The sequence below is a fragment of the Variovorax sp. F042 genome (genome assembly GCF_057814215.1).
This window is the reverse complement of sequence record NZ_JBVASX010000011.1, coordinates 150,926-166,095: the sequence shown is the minus strand read 5'-3', so window position 1 is coordinate 166,095 and position 15,170 is coordinate 150,926. Positions and strand designations below refer to the sequence as shown.

17 protein-coding genes are annotated in these 15,170 nt (G+C 65.9%); 9 read left to right on the top strand and 8 right to left on the bottom strand.

Annotated elements, in window-relative coordinates:
* Window position 1: 1 nt before the first annotated feature.
* Together ACZYSP_RS27045 and ACZYSP_RS27040 are read right to left on the bottom strand one after the other, a co-directional pair.
* Window positions 2-1,177 carry a serine hydrolase domain-containing protein gene (locus ACZYSP_RS27045; RefSeq protein ID WP_489017614.1) on the bottom strand — a complete coding sequence of 392 codons (1,176 nt, stop codon included), beginning with the start codon at window positions 1,175-1,177 and terminating at the stop codon, window positions 2-4.
* 22 nt (window positions 1,178-1,199) lie between these two features.
* Complete coding sequence (locus ACZYSP_RS27040; RefSeq protein WP_093058107.1) at window positions 1,200-1,553, bottom strand: winged helix-turn-helix transcriptional regulator; 354 nt, start codon at window positions 1,551-1,553, stop codon at window positions 1,200-1,202.
* A 136-nt stretch (window positions 1,554-1,689) separates the two neighbouring features.
* On the opposite strand from ACZYSP_RS27040, the gene ACZYSP_RS27035 reads away from it, so the two are divergent.
* Window positions 1,690-2,562 carry an NAD(P)-dependent oxidoreductase gene (locus tag ACZYSP_RS27035; RefSeq protein WP_489017612.1) on the top strand — a complete coding sequence of 291 codons (873 nt, stop codon included), beginning with the start codon at window positions 1,690-1,692 and terminating at the stop codon, window positions 2,560-2,562.
* A gap of 16 nt (window positions 2,563-2,578) precedes the next feature.
* On the opposite strand, the gene ACZYSP_RS27030 is transcribed toward ACZYSP_RS27035, so the two are convergent.
* A complete protein-coding gene (locus tag ACZYSP_RS27030) occupies window positions 2,579-3,739 on the bottom strand; it encodes an alpha/beta fold hydrolase (RefSeq protein ID WP_093058109.1) in 1,161 nt (386 codons plus the stop codon).
* Between the two features lie 244 nt (window positions 3,740-3,983).
* On the opposite strand from ACZYSP_RS27030, the gene ACZYSP_RS27025 reads away from it, so the two are divergent.
* The 3 genes from ACZYSP_RS27025 (at window position 3,984) to lpxO (ending at window position 7,081) form a co-directional block, all read left to right on the top strand.
* Window positions 3,984-4,667: a response regulator gene (locus tag ACZYSP_RS27025; protein ID WP_093058110.1), complete on the top strand. Its 684-nt coding sequence runs from the start codon at window positions 3,984-3,986 to the stop codon at window positions 4,665-4,667.
* Entirely contained in the window at window positions 4,664-6,091 is a 1,428-nt protein-coding gene (locus tag ACZYSP_RS27020; RefSeq protein ID WP_489017609.1) for a sensor histidine kinase, read from the top strand. The genes ACZYSP_RS27025 and ACZYSP_RS27020 overlap by 4 nt, the downstream gene beginning before the upstream one ends.
* Before the next feature lie 93 nt (window positions 6,092-6,184).
* On the top strand, window positions 6,185-7,081 hold the full coding sequence (gene lpxO / locus ACZYSP_RS27015) for a lipid A hydroxylase LpxO (protein WP_093058112.1): 897 nt from the start codon (window positions 6,185-6,187) through the stop codon (window positions 7,079-7,081).
* A 10-nt stretch (window positions 7,082-7,091) separates the two neighbouring features.
* Here lpxO and ACZYSP_RS27010 read toward each other — a convergent pair whose 3' ends face one another.
* The gene (locus ACZYSP_RS27010; RefSeq protein WP_093058113.1) at window positions 7,092-7,976 is read right to left on the bottom strand and encodes a LysR family transcriptional regulator; all 885 of its coding nucleotides are present in this window, start codon (window positions 7,974-7,976) and stop codon (window positions 7,092-7,094) included.
* Between the two features lie 105 nt (window positions 7,977-8,081).
* Here ACZYSP_RS27010 and ACZYSP_RS27005 point away from each other — a divergent pair, with 105 nt between their 5' ends.
* Window positions 8,082-9,071, top strand: coding sequence for a Bug family tripartite tricarboxylate transporter substrate binding protein (locus ACZYSP_RS27005; RefSeq protein ID WP_093058114.1), 990 nt, complete (start codon window positions 8,082-8,084; stop codon window positions 9,069-9,071).
* On the top strand, window positions 9,068-10,117 hold the full coding sequence (locus tag ACZYSP_RS27000; RefSeq protein ID WP_489017606.1) for a threonine aldolase family protein: 1,050 nt from the start codon (window positions 9,068-9,070) through the stop codon (window positions 10,115-10,117). The genes ACZYSP_RS27005 and ACZYSP_RS27000 overlap by 4 nt, the downstream gene beginning before the upstream one ends.
* A gap of 19 nt (window positions 10,118-10,136) precedes the next feature.
* On the opposite strand, the gene ACZYSP_RS26995 is transcribed toward ACZYSP_RS27000, so the two are convergent.
* Entirely contained in the window at window positions 10,137-10,826 is a 690-nt protein-coding gene (locus ACZYSP_RS26995; protein ID WP_489017604.1) for a phosphatase PAP2 family protein, read from the bottom strand.
* A 121-nt stretch (window positions 10,827-10,947) separates the two neighbouring features.
* Between ACZYSP_RS26995 and ACZYSP_RS26990 the strand changes: the two genes are divergently transcribed.
* From ACZYSP_RS26990 to ACZYSP_RS26980, 3 genes are read left to right on the top strand one after another with little or no spacing between them, the layout of a single operon-like run.
* The gene (locus ACZYSP_RS26990; protein ID WP_489017602.1) at window positions 10,948-11,631 is read left to right on the top strand and encodes a response regulator; all 684 of its coding nucleotides are present in this window, start codon (window positions 10,948-10,950) and stop codon (window positions 11,629-11,631) included.
* 1 nt (window position 11,632) lies between these two features.
* Window positions 11,633-12,985: a sensor histidine kinase gene (locus ACZYSP_RS26985; protein WP_097198438.1), complete on the top strand. Its 1,353-nt coding sequence runs from the start codon at window positions 11,633-11,635 to the stop codon at window positions 12,983-12,985.
* 13 nt (window positions 12,986-12,998) lie between these two features.
* On the top strand, window positions 12,999-13,220 hold the full coding sequence (locus ACZYSP_RS26980; RefSeq protein WP_093058118.1) for an oxidoreductase-like domain-containing protein: 222 nt from the start codon (window positions 12,999-13,001) through the stop codon (window positions 13,218-13,220).
* A 69-nt stretch (window positions 13,221-13,289) separates the two neighbouring features.
* Here ACZYSP_RS26980 and ACZYSP_RS26975 read toward each other — a convergent pair whose 3' ends face one another.
* From ACZYSP_RS26975 to ACZYSP_RS26965, 3 genes are all read right to left on the bottom strand, one after another.
* Window positions 13,290-13,937, bottom strand: a complete 648-nt coding sequence (locus tag ACZYSP_RS26975; protein WP_489017600.1) for a hypothetical protein — start codon at window positions 13,935-13,937, stop codon at window positions 13,290-13,292.
* A 61-nt stretch (window positions 13,938-13,998) separates the two neighbouring features.
* Window positions 13,999-14,316: a toxin-antitoxin system YwqK family antitoxin gene (locus ACZYSP_RS26970; RefSeq protein WP_489017598.1), complete on the bottom strand. Its 318-nt coding sequence runs from the start codon at window positions 14,314-14,316 to the stop codon at window positions 13,999-14,001.
* Window positions 14,317-14,398: 82 nt separating this feature from the next.
* Window positions 14,399-15,169 carry an ABC transporter permease gene (locus tag ACZYSP_RS26965; protein ID WP_093058140.1) on the bottom strand — a complete coding sequence of 257 codons (771 nt, stop codon included), beginning with the start codon at window positions 15,167-15,169 and terminating at the stop codon, window positions 14,399-14,401.
* Window position 15,170 lies beyond the last annotated feature (1 nt).

The window sequence follows — 15,170 nt, the reverse complement described above, 5'->3', positions numbered from 1 at the left end:
GTCAATGCAGCACGCGGTAGGTGCGTACCGCGCGCAGCAGCGCCCATAGGCCGGCTTCGGCCGGCACCTTCTTCTCGTTGAACGACACGGCGATGTACACATCGTCGGCCGGCACGTAGGCCACGATGCTCGTGAAGCCCTCGATGCCGCCGCTGTGCCCGAGCATCAACCCGGGACCGTCGGGCACGTCGTAGAGCTGCACGCCCATGCCATAGAACGCGTTGCTCCCGACATAGGGGCCGAGCATGGCGGGCATGCCGGTGAACATGCGGTGTACCGCTTCGCCGGGCAGCACCTTGCCCGCGAGCAATGCGTGCCAGAACACCGCGAGATCGCCTGTGGTCGATGCCAGTGCACCCGCGGCATAGGGCGTGGCGTACTGGTCCGGTGCGTCGATTGGTCGGCCGGCTGCATGGCCCGTGGCGACGGGCAGTTCGACGCCCGGCTTGCGCATGGCTGTGTGCTTCAGCGCAAGGGGCTTGATGAGCCGCTTCGTGAGCACGTCTGCGAACGGCGCGCCGTCCACCTTCTCGACGATCACTCCGAGCATTGCGTAGCCGGTGTTGGTGTAGCTCCAATTCGTGCCGGGGCAGAACTGCGGCTTTTGCGACATGCCGAGTGCGATGACGTCGGCGGGCGTGCGGTAGGCCGTTCCCAGCGACGGTAGCGCGTTGAAGCTCACGAGGCCGCTGGTGTGGCGCAGCAGTTGCTCGATGGTTGTGAGCTTCGCATTCGGCGCGTCGGGAAACCACTTGTCTATGGTGTCGTCGAGCCTGAGCTTGCCTTCCTCGACGAGCTGCAGCACGACAGCGGCCGTGAAGGTCTTGGCGGTGCTCGCGACCTGAAAGGGCTGGTCGGGCACGACGGGTTGCGGCGGTTCCTTGCGCGCCAGGCCGCGCGTGGCGGACCAGATGCCTTCGCCGGGAATCGCGACAGCCACGCTGGCAGCGGGAATGTGCGCGAGCATCTTGTCGAGCGCGTCGCCGAGTGCCTTCTGCAGCTCGACAGGCAACTCGCCGTCGATGGAGCGCTTGAAGTCCTTCTGCCATACAGCTTCGGGCGCCGAGCGCATCGGCGGGCCGGCGTAGATGGGCGAGGGCGCGCACTGCGCCTGCGCGAGGCCCCACGCCACCGACGTGGCCAGCAGAACGGCCGATGAAATCTTCCGCAACGACATTCGGTGCTCCCGGTGTGCCGGCCTACTTGGCCGCTTCGGCTTTCGCGCGTGCGGTTTCAATGCGCTTGGCATTGCGGTCGCCCCAATCGGCCAGCGGCCCGAGTGCCGCATTGAGCGTGGCGCCCAGCTTGGTTGCCGAGTACTCCACGCGCGGCGGCACTTCGTGGAATACCTCCCGATGGACGATGCCGTCGGTTTCGAGTTCGCGCAGCTGCTGGATGAGCATCTTCTCGCTGATGTCGGGCAGCAGCCGCTTGAGCTCGCCGAAGCGATAGGCCTGCGCGTTCAGCTCCCAGAGGATGACGGCCTTCCATTTGCCGCCGATGACGTCGAACGCAGGCCCGATGCCGCAGTTGTAGGGTTTCTTAGATTTCATTTCTTATCCGTGGAATGCCCCGTAAATACCCAATACATACGTTTTGGTAAGTACCTGACTTTATTGTAGGTACTTGACCATATGGAAGCGAAATTTCTACGATTCGACCATCTTCACAGACAGTAGTCGAATCGTCATGAACAACAAGCGAGTTTCCGTTCTGGGCCTGGGCTCGATGGGTTTCACCATCGCGCAGCTCTATCTCGATCAGGGCTATGAGGTCACGGTATGGAACCGCACGCCCGGCAAGGCCGATGCGCTGGTCGCGAAGGGCGCTGTGCTCGCACGCGGTGCGGGCGAGGCGTTGCGTGCGAGCCGCGTCGCGGTGATGTGCGTCTACGACTACCGGGGCGCCGATGCGATCCTCGCGCTCGACGGAGTCGCGGCCGCCATGGACGGCCGCCTGCTGATACAGCTGACCACCGGCAGCCCGCAGGACGCGCGCGATGCAGAGGTCTGGGCTCACCGCCACGGCGCTGCGTATCTCGAAGGCGCGATCCAGGCCGCGCCGGATCAGATGGGCCGGCCCGATACGCCGCTGCTGGTGTCCGGCGCAAAGCACGTGTTCGACGAGGCCGAGCCGTGGCTGAAGGTGCTGGCCGGCGGCATCGTCTACCTGGGCGAGAAGGCGAGCGCCGCGGCGGCCATGGACCTCGCTACGCTCTCCACCATCTACGGCACGATGCTGGGTTTCATCCACGGCGCGCGCATTGCCGAGCACGAAGGCTTCGACGTGGCGGAATACGGCCGCATCGTCGCGGGCATCATGCCGACCTTCGCGGGCTTTCTTCAGCACGAGGGCTCCGTCATCCAGTCGGGCGATTTCAGCATCTCGCAGAGCCCGATGCGCATCTCGGTCGAGGCAACGCAGCGCATCCTGCAGGCGGCGCAGGCGTCGGGCATCAACACCGAGTTTCCGGCCTTCGCCGCGGGACTCTTCCAGCGGGCCGATGCGGCAGGGCTCGGCGGCGAGGAGCTCGCTGCGTTGATCAAGCTGCTGCGCGCTTGAAAGGCATCGGCATGGCTCAAGCCCATGTCATGAACTGGATGGCACGCAGCACATCGGCCTCGCGCTCCATGAAGAAGTCGGTGTGGTTGCTGTTGTCGAGGGTCAGCCGGTTCGGGGTGTTGAGCGCCGCCACGAGCTGGTTCGAATTCGTGATGGCCGCGCTACGGATCATGCGCACGTAGTCCGAGGCATCTTTCTGCGTCTTGGCATCGAGCGGCAGTTCCAGCCACGGGAACATGTCGCGGGTGTCCGCAGGCAGGGCGGTCACGACCAGCGAAGGTGCGCGCACGGCCTTGTAGTCGGGCGAGAACGAGTGGGCGGCTGTTTCCATGGCGTCATTCACTTCGCTGGGTGTGTTGAGACTCACGCTTCCGTCGGCATGGATGTCGAGGCTGTCGCGCAGGTTCGCTTCCAGCACAGGCCACCAGTTCTTCGAATTGCGGCGGGAGAAGGCGATGGCAGCCTGCAGCGAGCGGCCGTTCTCCGGCTTCGGTTTGGGTTCTTCGAGCAGTGAGTTCGTCGGTACGTCCTCGCCGCCACTGTCTGCGCCCACCGTGTAATCGAAGGTCGTGTCGAGATAGATCAGGCCCTGCGTCCGTTCGGGATACAGGCCCGCGAAGCGCGTGAGCTCGTTGCCTGCGATCGAATGGCCGCCCAGCACCGCGCGCCGTACGCCGAGGGCGTCAAGCACGGCCTTCAGGTCGGCCACGAGCGTGTCCACCTCGTAGTACTGCGTGGCGGTCTTCACGGGCAGCGGCTTGTCCGAGAGGCCGTAGCCGCGGCGGCTGATCGCGATCACGCGCGACTTGGCGGCCAGTGCGGGTGCGAGGCCGTCGAAGCTGCGCGCGTTGGCGCCAAGCCCGGGCAGAAATACAAAGACCGGGCCGGTGCTGCGGGGCGGCTGCCAGTCGCGCACCTGCAGCGAGACTTCGGGCGAGCTCGAGACCTTGATACGGCGGTCGATGACGGAGACTTTGCCTTCGCCACTGTCGTTCCTTGGGCTTCCATCGCCAACACCCGGGTTGGTGTTCGGGGGGGCATCCGGGTTGGCACCTGGGCCGGCAGCGGCGGGAGCAGCAGGACTGGCATCCGTGCCAATGCCGGGCCCGATGCCAACGCCGCCGCGGCCGCCGCCACCACCGCAGGCGGCGAGCCCTGCAGCACTGGTCAGTGCCATGGCATGGAGGATGTCCCGCCGCCGGAGGCGGTTGCGATCCGGCTGGTCGCGAGGGGCCAGGAGGGTGGGCGATCGATTCACGTCGGTGTTCCGTTTCTGTGTGGTGAGGAGTCGCTCCAGTGTCCGGGCCCCACCTGAAGGGCTGCTTCGGCATTCATGAAGATTTCCTGAAGTGCTTCACCGGCGTGTCGCTGATACTCCGGCCACATTCCGGAAACGGAGTGGTTCGTTCACGTGGAGGCTCATGAATCTCTTGCTTGTTGAGGACGACCTTGACCTGGGCAACGGCGTGCGCATCGCGCTGGCCAATCAAGGCATGGATGTGGTGTGGGTCCGCAGACTCGACGACGCCTTGCGCACCCTCGACGGCGGCACCTTCGACATGGTGCTGCTCGACCTCGGCCTGCCCGACGGCGACGGGCTCGACCTGCTGTTCCGCCTGCGCCGCGACCGGCAGATATTGCCGGTGCTGGTGCTGAGCGCTCGCGACGCGCTGACCGACCGGCTGCGCAGCCTGGACGACGGCGCGGACGACTATCTCGTCAAGCCCTTTGCGCTGGCCGAGCTGCTGTCGCGCGTGCGGGCGCTCGCGCGGCGCAGCTACGGCTTCAACGACGAGACCATCCGCATGCGCGGCCTGGCGCTGCACGAGCCCACGCGCGGCGTGATCGTCGATGGCGAGCCGGTGGAGCTTTCGCGCTGCGAGTTCGACCTGCTGGCCTTGCTGCTCAAGCGCACCGGCCGCGTGGTCACGCGCCGCGTGATGGAAGAGCAGGTGCTGCCCGGCGGCCAGGCCAACGGCAGCAATTCGCTCGAAGTGCATATCTCCAACCTGCGCAAGAAGATCGGCCAGGGCTACATCCGCACGGTGCGCGGCATCGGCTACGTGATCGACGTTCAGTCGCTCGTGCGGAGCACGCAAAAATGATGCAGGCGCTGGCGCAGCGCTGGAAGAACTGGAAACAACCTTCCCTGATGCGGCGCCTGCTGCTGGCGCAGATGGGGGTGGTCGCCTTGCTGTGGACCATGGCCATCGCGTTGCTGCTGTACGACTCCTACGACGACCCCGAGCTGCTGAAGTTCGACAAGATCTTCCAGTCGGTGATTGCAATCGCGAAGAACACGGCCGACCAGCCCGACAAGCAACAAGAAACCCTGGCCGCCTTCGAGGCTGCGCTGCTCGAAACCATGGGCGACGGCGACGCCGCTTCGGACACCTCGCCGGTGCTGCAGGTCTGGCAGGGCGACAAATTGATCTACCGCTCGACGGCGGCCGTGCCTGTCATTCTGAATACCGTGCCGAACCGCGTCGAGACCGTGAAGGCGGGCAACCGCGAGTGGCGCGCGCGCACGCTGGCCTCGCCCACCTCGGACGTTCGCGTGATGCTGGCCGAGCCCAGCGTCTGGCGGTTGACGGTCACCGTGATGTACCGCGGCTACTACCTGCTGCCGCTGGTCATCAGCTTGCCTTTTCTGGTGTTTCCCGCGTGGCTGTCGGTGCGCCTTGCGCTGCGGCCGTGGCGCCGGGTGAGCCAGGAAACCGCTGAGCGCGGGCCGGCCGACCTCACGCCGCTGTCGTACGCGCCGCCGCACAAGGAACTGCAGCCGCTGGTGCAGAGCATCAACAGCCTGCTGCAGCGGGTGCGCGACAGCACTTCGCGCGAGCGCAGCCTGATCGCCGACGCCGCGCACGAGCTGCGAACCCCGCTGGCGGCCATGCGCGTGAACGTGGAAGCGCTGAAAGAGCAGAGCACCGACGAACAGCAGCGCGAGCTCATGGGCAATCTGCTGCGCAGCAACGACCGCGCGGCGCGGCTGGTGGGGCAGCTGCTGCAGCTCATGCGCAGCGACGCGGTTTCGGACAACGCGCTACCCGTGATGCTGTCGCTCGACGCGCTGGTGCAAGACCGGCTGGCCATGATCGAAGGGCTGGCCAGCGCCCGCAACGTCGAGCTGGAACTGGTGAGCGAAGACCGCGTGCCGGTGCTCGGCGAGCGCGAAAGCCTGGTCTCGATGATCGACAACCTAATCAACAACGCCATCAAGTACAGCCCGCCGGGGAGTACGGTGGTCGTGCATGTGGCGCGCGAGGGCACCCAGGCACTTCTGACGGTGGCAGACGAGGGGCCCGGCATTCCGCCCGCGTTGCGCGAGCGGGTGTTCGACCGCTTCTTCCGCAATCCCGACCAGAGCCAGAGCGGCAGCGGGCTGGGGCTGGCCATCGTCAAGTCGGTGGTCGACCGGCACTGCGGCGAGGTCGCGCTTGGTGAAACCGCGCACGGCGGCCTGCTGGCCACCGTGCGGCTACCGCTGGCCATGGCCGATACGCCGCAGCCAATGCTCTGCAGCTGAAACCTCGCCTGGCGCACGGCCAAAGGACCAGGGCAGGGCCAATTTGGTGCAAAGAATTACACTACCCGGTGCTGTTTACAGGACACTTTCCAAATGAAGTGGGTCATTCTTGCCATCTTCGCGCTCAGTGCGCTCTACGTTCATTTCCGCGGCCAGGTGCGGCATCGCTTCTTCAGACAGCTCTCTGATCACTCGACCTTCCTGGCCCCGCTGAACGTCTTTATGTACCTTTTCTCGAAGGTGCCGGGTACGCCGTACCTGTCGCCCGCGCAGTTCCCCGAGATGCGCGTGCTCGAAGAAAACTGGGAAGTCATCCGCGAAGAAGCGCTGGCCATGCGCAATGGCGGCAGCATCAAGGCGTCGAGCCAGTTCAACGACGTGGGCTTCAACTCCTTCTTCAAGAGCGGCTGGAAGCGCTTCTACCTGAAGTGGTACGACGAGGCGCATCCCTCGGCCGCGGTGCTGTGCCCGCGCACCACAGAGCTGCTCAAGGGCATCGGCACCATCAAGGCCGCGATGTTCGCCGAGCTGCCACCGGGCAGCCGCCTCGTGCGCCACCGCGACCCCTTCGCCGGTTCGTTGCGCTACCACCTGGGCTTGTGGACGCCGGGTGTCGAAGGCTGCTACATCGACGTGGACGGCCAGCGCTATCACTGGCGCGACGGTGAAGCCGTGGTGTTCGACGAAACCTTCATCCACTACGCCGAGAACACGACCGACCACGACCGCGTGATCCTGTTCTGCGACATCGAGCGCCCGCTGAAGTACCGCTGGGCCAGCGCCGTGAACCGCTGGTTCGCGAAGAACCTGCTGGCCGCCGCCAGCTCGCCCAACGACGCGGGCGACAAGACGGGCGGCATCAATCGCGCCTTCAAGTACATCTACCAGATCCGCGTGATCGGCAAGCGCCTGAAGGCTTGGGACAAGCGCGTGTACTACCTCGTGAAATGGGCCATCTTCGGTGGCCTGGCCCTCTGGATCTTCTGGTAATGCCGGCTTTTCACGGCTTTCGCTGAAGGCCGAAGGCGGTTGCGAAGGCCTGTGCAACCGCCTCGACATTGCGGCTGCCTTCGTCCGAGTTTCGCCAGACCAGCGAGAGCTTGCGAAACGGAGCACGACTTCCCAGGCCCACTTCGCGCACCGCATAGGCATCGACCAGCGGACGCCTGGGCTGCGGGACGACGGAAACCCCCAGGCCCTGGGCGACCATTGCAACGATGGCGTCCATCGAGCGCAGCTCCATCACGCAGCGCGCATCGGGTTTCAGGCTGCGCACGTATCGCGCGGCGACGCGTCCTCCCGAAAGAGACAGGTCGTAGCCGATCCAGTCGTAGGCTTCCAGCAGTTGCCTGACGGTTTTACCGGAGGCATTCGGCGGCGCCAGCAACACGTAGGGCTGGCGATGCAGTTCCCGCCAGACCAGCCGGCGCGAGCCGCCGGCTTCCGGCCTGACGAGCAACGCGACGTCGAGCCGCGCCGCCTTCAGCTCGGAGATCATTTCGTCGCTGTCGTTCAGCGGGGGAACCACCACATCCAGCGACGGATGCTTCCGGCGAAGCTCATGCAGCGCCTGCGGCAGCACGTCGCTCTGCATGCTGGTGATCACGCCGACCCTGATGCGGCCCGCCACTTCCACCACCGGGCGGGAGCGAAGCATCTGCAGCCGGTGGGAGAAGTCGCCCACCGCGCTCACTACCTCATGGGCAAAGGCCGTTGGCGCCACCACGCGGGTGGAGCGGTCGAACAGCGGCTTGCCGAAATACTGCTCCAGCTGCTTGACCTGCAGGCTCACCGCGCTCGGGCTGCAGCCCACGACGCCGGCCGCGGCGGTGAAGCTGCCCTGTTCGAGGATGGTGCGCAGGGTGACCAGCATCGTGAGATTCATGAGAAATCCTCACAGTTGATATTTGTATATCTCGCTTTACTCATTTTATGGCGGGCCTAGGATTCGCTGAATTCATTCAACCTGCCCGATTGGAACCACCCGCTCATGAACGACATCCGACGCCATCGTCTCGCGCGCGCCAGGAGCCTGGCATGCACCTTGGGGCTCGCGCTCGCCGCAGCGCATGCGGCCGCCGCGGCGTGGGTGCCCGAGCGTCCCATTCACCTGGTCTCGCCGAGTCCCCCGGGTGGGGGCACGGATGCCGTCTGCCGCCTGCTTGCGGCCAAACTGGGCGAGCAGGCCAAGTGGCAGGTCGTCGTCGACACCAAGCCCGGTGCCGGCAACAACATCGGCCTGGAGTTCGGCGCGAAGTCGCCGCCCGACGGCTACACCGCAGTGCTGGGCGAAACCAGCAACCTTACGGTCAACCAGTTCCTCTACAAGAAGCTCAGCTTCGATCCCTCGAAGGACCTCGCGCCGGTTGCGCTGGTCGGCACGGGCGTGTCGGTGCTGGTGGTGAATGCCTCCAGTCCGTACGACAGCCTTGCTTCGCTGCTGGCGGGCTCGAAGAAGAAGCAACTTGCGTACGCATCGTCCGGCAACGGAACCGTCGGGCATCTGGTGGCCGAGAACCTGCGCGTGACGGCGGGAGCCAACGTTTTGCATGTGCCTTACAAGGGCGGTGGCCCGGCCATGACGGACATGCTGGGCGGGCAGGTCGACTTCTACATCTCCTCCCTCGTTTCGGCGCTGCCGCTCATCAAGGACCACAAGCTGCGGGCGCTCGCCGTGACTTCGGGAGCGCGGGATCCATCGCTGCCTGACGTTCCCACCTTCATCGAGAGCGGCTTCAAGGGCTTCGAGTACTACACGCTCTACGGCGTGGTGGTGCCCGCGAAGACGCCGGAGAACATCGTCCGGACCATGAACACGGAGATCAACCGGGTGCTCGATTCGGCGGATGTCCGCGCCAATCTCGCCGCGCGCGGCATCTATGTGCGGACCGGAACGCCGGAAGCGTTCAATACATTCCTGAACAGCGAGAGAAAGAAATGGGCGGAGGTCGTGAAAGCGACCGGCGCAACTGCCGAATGACCCAGGACAGCATGTATCCGCCGGTGGACCTTCGCAGCGACACGGTGACGCTGCCCACAGAGCAGATGTACGACCGCATCGCTTCCGCTCCTCTCGGCGACGACGGGCTCGACGGCGACCCGACCGCGCTGGAGCTGGAGGCCGAGGCCGCCCGACTGCTGGGCAAGGAGGCCGCGCTGTATGTCCCGAGCGCAACGATGGCCAACCTCCTTGCCATCCTCGCCCAGGCCGGGCGGCAGGAAGTCGTGCTTGCCGAAGCGGCATCGCACATCTACGTGACCGAGCGCGGCGCGGCCGCGCTGACCGGGTCGTTCTATCAGGGCATTGCCGGCGTCGACGGCGCCATGGACCTGGGCTTGCTCGCGCAGGCCTTGGGGCCGGGCCGCAACAAGCTGCGCACCGGGCTCGTCTGTCTGGAAACTTCCCACAACAACGCCGGCGGGGCGGTGCTGCCGCTCACCCACATGCAGGCGGTGTTTGCAGTGGCCAGGGATGCGGGCGCTGCCGTCCACCTGGACGGCGCACGTTTGATGAATGCGGCAGTGGCACTGGGCGTGCCAGCTGCGGAGATCACGGCCTTTGTCGATACCGTTTCGCTGTGCCTGTCCAAGGGCCTGAGCGCGCCCATGGGGGCTGTGCTCGCCGGGCCAACGGACACCATCCAGCGTGCCAGGTGGCACAGAAAGCTGCTCGGGGGCAGCCAGCGCCAGGTCGGGATCGCCGCGGCCGCGGGGCTGGTTGCCATCACCACCATGGTGGGCCGGCTTGCGGACGATCACGCGGTCGCGCGCCGCCTCGCTCACGGAATCGGCCAGCTCCGTGGGCTTTCCGCCAACGAGCCGCAGACCAACATCGTGCAGGTCGACGTGAGCGCCACCGGGCTCGACGCGGCTCAGTGGGAAGCCGCGCTGCGCAAGCTGGGCGTGCTGGCCCGGACTTGGGGCAGGCACAAGCTGCGCTGCGTCACCCATCGTCATACGGGCGAGCGCGAAATTGACACGGCCCTGGAGGTTTTCAGGTCCGTCGCCGCGAGCGCTGCTGCTTGACTGTCCGGTGTGCTGGGGCTCAGGCCTCGGTCCACACCAGCCAGTCGCGTGTGGTACCGGCCCAGCTCACGGCGGCCGCGAGCAGCGTGCCGCCGAGCACGTCGAGCAGCACGTGCTGTCGCGTTGCCAGCGTCGAGTAGACGATGCCGAAGGCCCACAGCAGGTTCAGTACGCGCAGCCATGTGGGCGCCTGCACGCTGCGCAGCTGGCGCTCCAGCAGCACGGCCGTCAGCACCGCGAACGCGACGTGCAGCGATGGAAACGCATTGCCACCCACGTCGGTGGCCTTGAGAAACTGCAGAGCCGGGTACTGCGCCCAGTCGACCGCAAACACCGGCACCGTCGTAGGAAAGAGCCAGAACACCACGAGGCCGACGGCGGCCATGATGGCGGCGTCGCGCGCACAGGCCCAGAGCTCTGCCTTGTTTTTCGCGAAGGCCGGCGCCAGCGAGATGTAGAACCACAGCGAGCCGTAGAGCACCATCGCGTCGTCGCTCACGCCCACCCAGTGATCGAGCCGCGTGAGCGGCATCACCATCGGCTCCGATGGCGGGTTGTGCATCACCCAGAAGTACACGACGAAGAAGCCCGAGATGCCGACCGTGGTGCCGATCATCTTCACCACCCAGAGCGTGGCGATCCGCTGGCCCAATGCCACGTACCAGGGTACGAAAGGGTGGAGGGAGGAAGTCGCCGGGCGGGAGGTCATGCAGTGCTCCAGCTTATGCAGCTGCATTGCGTGAACATTGCGCTTTCTGCAATGAGCTGCAATGAGGCCTCTCCTAGAATGGCCCGCTTCTTTTTTGCACACAGCCCTTGCCGCACCCCTCATGAGAATCCTGCTCGTCGAAGACGAAGTCGACCTGGCGCAAGCCCTGGCCTCGGCGCTGCGGCAGAACCAGGCAGTGGTCGACGTGGCGAGTTCGCTGCGCGGGGCCGAGGAGGCAGCGTTGTCGGCGCAGCACGACGTGATCGTGCTCGACCGTGGCCTGCCCGATGGCGATGGCCTTTCGCTCGTGGCCTTCCTGCGGCAGAACCACATCGCCACCGCGGTGCTGGTGCTCACGGCCATGACCGACGTGGCCGAGCGCGTGCTGAGCCTCGACGGCGGTGCGGACGACTACCTCGCCAAGCCCTTCTCGATGGACGAACTGATGGCGCGCGTGCGCGCACTGGCGCGGCGCCCAGCAGTGCGCGCGAACCTCGTCATGACGCTCGGGCAGCTACGCTTCGACCATCACACGCGGCAGGCCCATGTGGGCGAGCTGTGCCTCACGCTGCCGCGACGCGAGCTGCTGGTGCTCGAGGCACTGCTCGAACACCGTGGTCGCACCGTGCTGCGCGAGGCCATGCAAGACCGTGTGTACGGGCACAAGGACGAGATCCAGTCGAACGCGCTCGACACGCATGTGTCGCGGCTGCGCTCCAAGCTCGACAAGGCCGGTGCGCAGGTGGAGATCCATGCAATTCGCGGTGTCGGCTACCTGATCTGCGCCGCCCGCATGGCGGCATGACATGACACTGAGCCTGCTCTCGCTGCGCTGGCGGCTGATCTGGAGCCTGATCCTGCTGCAGGTGGTGGTCGGCTCGCTTGTGATGGGCGGCTTTCTCGGGCTGGCCTGGGTGCTGGGCCGCGTGGTCGACGAGACCGGGCAGGAGACCGTCACCGTGATCCAGCGCGCGCTGGCGCGCGGCCCCGATGGGCAACTGGTGGTCGAGCCGACGGCGGAAGTGCAGCGCCTGCAGAAGGCCGATCCGCCGTTCTGGTTCATCGCGCGCGATGCCCACGGCTCGGAAGTGCGCAGCGGCGACGTGCCGCCTGCCTATTCCGCGCTTTTCAACGCGCTCGGCGACATGGAGCGCATGGCCCTCAACCCCGAGGACGACAACACCCGGCCCAAGGCCCGCTTCGAGCGCGCGGAGACGCGTGCGGGCCTGGTGGCCGTGATGGTGCAGACCGGCGGCCCGCTGACGGTGAGGAACACGCTCAAGGGCACGGGCATCGCCTTTCTCTTTCTGGTGGCGCCGATGGCGCTGGTGACCTGCCTCGGCGTGATCCTGGCCACGCCCTTCGTGGTGAAGCGCGGCCTCAAGGGCGTGGTGGCTACGGCCGAGCATGCCGAGAGCATCGACGTGCACGAGCGCACCACGCGCCTGCCGCTGGCCAACGTGGCCAGCGAGATCCGCCCGCTGGTCAACGCCGTGAACCGCGCATTCGACCGGCTCAACGAAGGCTACGACCGGCAGGAGCGCTTCCTCGCTGACGCCGCACACGAGCTGCGCACGCCGATCACCACGCTGCAGATCCATCTCGAAGGACTGCAGGACGGCCCGCTCAAGGTCAAGCTGATGCAGGCCTCGGCACGGCTCGCCACGCTGGCCGAGCAACTGCTCGACCTCCAGCGGTTGGACCACGTCGCGGTGCACGACCAGCAGCAGGTCGACCTGAAGGCGCTGTGCGAGCGCGTGGCGGGCGACATCGCGCCGCTGGCGATCATGAATCGTTGCACGCTGTCGGTCGATGCGCCGCAACCGTTGTGGGTGCGCGGCGATGCGCCCTCGCTCGAACGCGCGCTGAGCAACCTGATCCAGAACGCCATCGAGCACGGCGGGCAGGGCTGCGACATCCAGGTGCGGCTGTGGGAGCCATCGGGCTTCGAGGTGCTCGACTCCGGGCCCGGCATTCCGGCAGCGGACCGCGAGCGCGTGGTGGCGCCGTTCCACCGGCTCGTGCCGCGCGGTCGCGGCGCGGGGCTCGGGCTGCACCTCGTGGCCGAGGTTGCGCGCCTGCACGGCGGGCAGCTCACGATCGGGTCGAGCGAATCGGGAGGCGCGAAGATGCGGCTGGAGCTGAACCTTGACGCATGAAGATCTGCCCGCCATGAACGCCATCGACCGGCTGCCCGAACCCACGAACCTCGCCGGCGCGCAAGCGCTCATCGCGCGCGTGCAGGCATTGCTCGATGCCGCAGGGCTTGCGATGCGCGCACCGCCGCCCGAGCCCACCACCTGCTGCGGGCGCGGCTGCAACGGCTGCGTGTGGGAAGGCTGGCTCGCCGCCGTGGCCTATTGGCGCGACGAGGCTTCGCTGCTGCTCGGTTGATGGCTCAGGCGATGCCGGCACCAAGGGCCATCACACGGCCTGCACGGCAAAGCCTTCGAGCGCAGCGGCCTACAACTCGAGCCGCTCCCAGTGCTTGTAAGCCCACTCGTATTTTCCGCATGCGTAGGACACCAGGGTGTCGACGGCCTGATCGGCGCTGACGGGCTCGGTGCTGCGGTAGTGCGCCCCGGTGGTGACCAACTGGTGCTCCAGATGAAAGCCCTTGGGATCGGCGAACACCTGCATGTATGTGCCGCCACGCAGTTCGATGACTGCGAACGCGTCTGCATCGTCTTGCAGCAAGGGGACCCAGTGACGGATGTTGGCTTCGTTCGCCGCCTCCGCCACGCCGAAATCGGGGCAATCCAGCATGGGCTGCTGGTACTCCGCGCCGATGTCGAAAAGAAGGTAGTCCTGCGCGGCGGGCGCACCGTTCCTGAATATGGCGATGAAGAAGCAATCGGGGATGCCGAGCGGAACATGAACCAGCAGTGCATCGTCCGCCTTGGAGCGGCGGGCGAAGACCTGCGCCAGCTCAGGAGCCTCCCATGCGTTCAATCGCAGGGGTTCACGAAGGCTGTGCACAAGCTCCACGGCACTGCGCTTGACCGCGTCGCTTGCGGCGTGATCCTCGGTGCCTCCCTCGAGAATGTCGAGGTACTCGTGGAGTTGAATGAGCCTCGAAGGAGGCTGCTTCGGTTTGCGAGAAAAGAACATGTGGATGTGGCTCCCATCGATCCTGGATTCTGTCGCAAGGCTGGGCAACCGCCGTTGGCCGTCAGTTGTCGTAGTTCGTGCCCGGCTCTTCGGTTCCGTCGAGATTCCAGAATCGCCACACGCCGACCTCCTGGCCCTCGCGATAGCGGCCCTCGGCTGCAGCCCGTCCGTCCGGATGGAAGTCGCGCCAAAGCCCATCCTCCTTGCCGTCGACGTACTGCCCTTCGGATGCAACCGTGCCATTCTCGTGATAAGCAACGAAGAGGCCGTGCCGAACCCATCGGGTCTTGTCGGGCGACAGCACCCTCGCATAGCGGAACTTGATCGCTCCCGATTCGTAGGGAATCTCGGCGATGTTGAGATCGGCTTCGATGCTCATGCCTTGGTGTTGGCGGGCGAATTGGCGAACATGCTGGCCCCCACCTCCGAGTTTCACCTCGGACCACGGTTCGCTTCAAGGTCTACTGATTCTGCGACCCGCGATGCGCCCAACCAGTCGTGTGCTTCTCGATCACGCTGAAAAGCTCGTACATCAGCATGGCCATTGCGCCCACCACCATCAGGCCCGCGAAGGCCAGGCCCATCTGCATGGCCGAGCCGGCGGAGATCAGCAGGTAGCCGATGCCTTCGTTGGCAGCGGTCATCTCGCTCACCGTGGTGCCGACAAAAGCCAGCGTGATCGCCACCTTCAGCGAGCCGAAGAAGTAGGGCATGGAGCGCGGCAGGCCGATCTTCATGAGCACGTCCCAGCGCTTGGCGCCGAGCACGCGCAGCACGTCTTCGAGCTCCGGCTCCAGCGTGGCCAAGCCGGTCGCAATGTTGACCATGATCGGGAAGAAGCTGATCAGAAAGGCCGTGAGAATCGCCGGCCCCACGCCGATGCCGAACCACACCACGAGGATAGGCACGAAGGCCGCCTTGGGCAGTGCGTTGAAGGCCGTCATCAGCGGGTAGATCGCCGCGTACGCGATGCGCGAGCTGCCGATCACGAAGCCCAGCAGCACGCCCACCACGATCGCCAGGCCAAAGCCGGCCATCGTGACCCAGAAGGTGCGCCACGCGTGGCCCGCGATGATTTCCTTGTATTCCCAGAACTGCGTCCAGATGCGCCAGGGGCTAGGGAAGATGAAGTCCGAAACCTCGAAGCCCGCACAGATGACCTGCCACAGGATGAGCACCGCGACCAGCAGCAGCCATGGCGACCAGCGTTCGATTTGCTTGGTGTTCTTCATG

What these genes read in the sequence shown, in the direction of transcription:
- ACZYSP_RS26965 (WP_093058140.1), bottom strand. Translation starts at nt 15,169, where the DNA reads ATGAAGAACACCAAGCAAATCGAACGCTGGTCGCCATGGCTGCTGCTG.
- ACZYSP_RS27000 (WP_489017606.1), top strand. Translation starts at nt 9,068, where the DNA reads ATGACCCAGGACAGCATGTATCCGCCGGTGGACCTTCGCAGCGACACG.
- ACZYSP_RS27010 (WP_093058113.1), bottom strand. Translation starts at nt 7,976, where the DNA reads ATGAATCTCACGATGCTGGTCACCCTGCGCACCATCCTCGAACAGGGC.
- ACZYSP_RS27040 (WP_093058107.1), bottom strand. Translation starts at nt 1,553, where the DNA reads ATGAAATCTAAGAAACCCTACAACTGCGGCATCGGGCCTGCGTTCGAC.
- lpxO (WP_093058112.1), top strand. Translation starts at nt 6,185, where the DNA reads ATGAAGTGGGTCATTCTTGCCATCTTCGCGCTCAGTGCGCTCTACGTT.
- ACZYSP_RS27020 (WP_489017609.1), top strand. Translation starts at nt 4,664, where the DNA reads ATGATGCAGGCGCTGGCGCAGCGCTGGAAGAACTGGAAACAACCTTCC.
- ACZYSP_RS27005 (WP_093058114.1), top strand. Translation starts at nt 8,082, where the DNA reads ATGAACGACATCCGACGCCATCGTCTCGCGCGCGCCAGGAGCCTGGCA.
- ACZYSP_RS26970 (WP_489017598.1), bottom strand. Translation starts at nt 14,316, where the DNA reads ATGAGCATCGAAGCCGATCTCAACATCGCCGAGATTCCCTACGAATCG.
- ACZYSP_RS26975 (WP_489017600.1), bottom strand. Translation starts at nt 13,937, where the DNA reads ATGTTCTTTTCTCGCAAACCGAAGCAGCCTCCTTCGAGGCTCATTCAA.
- ACZYSP_RS27025 (WP_093058110.1), top strand. Translation starts at nt 3,984, where the DNA reads ATGAATCTCTTGCTTGTTGAGGACGACCTTGACCTGGGCAACGGCGTG.
- ACZYSP_RS27030 (WP_093058109.1), bottom strand. Translation starts at nt 3,739, where the DNA reads ATGGCACTGACCAGTGCTGCAGGGCTCGCCGCCTGCGGTGGTGGCGGC.
- ACZYSP_RS26985 (WP_097198438.1), top strand. Translation starts at nt 11,633, where the DNA reads ATGACACTGAGCCTGCTCTCGCTGCGCTGGCGGCTGATCTGGAGCCTG.
- ACZYSP_RS27035 (WP_489017612.1), top strand. Translation starts at nt 1,690, where the DNA reads ATGAACAACAAGCGAGTTTCCGTTCTGGGCCTGGGCTCGATGGGTTTC.
- ACZYSP_RS26990 (WP_489017602.1), top strand. Translation starts at nt 10,948, where the DNA reads ATGAGAATCCTGCTCGTCGAAGACGAAGTCGACCTGGCGCAAGCCCTG.
- ACZYSP_RS27045 (WP_489017614.1), bottom strand. Translation starts at nt 1,177, where the DNA reads ATGTCGTTGCGGAAGATTTCATCGGCCGTTCTGCTGGCCACGTCGGTG.
- ACZYSP_RS26995 (WP_489017604.1), bottom strand. Translation starts at nt 10,826, where the DNA reads ATGACCTCCCGCCCGGCGACTTCCTCCCTCCACCCTTTCGTACCCTGG.
- ACZYSP_RS26980 (WP_093058118.1), top strand. Translation starts at nt 12,999, where the DNA reads ATGAACGCCATCGACCGGCTGCCCGAACCCACGAACCTCGCCGGCGCG.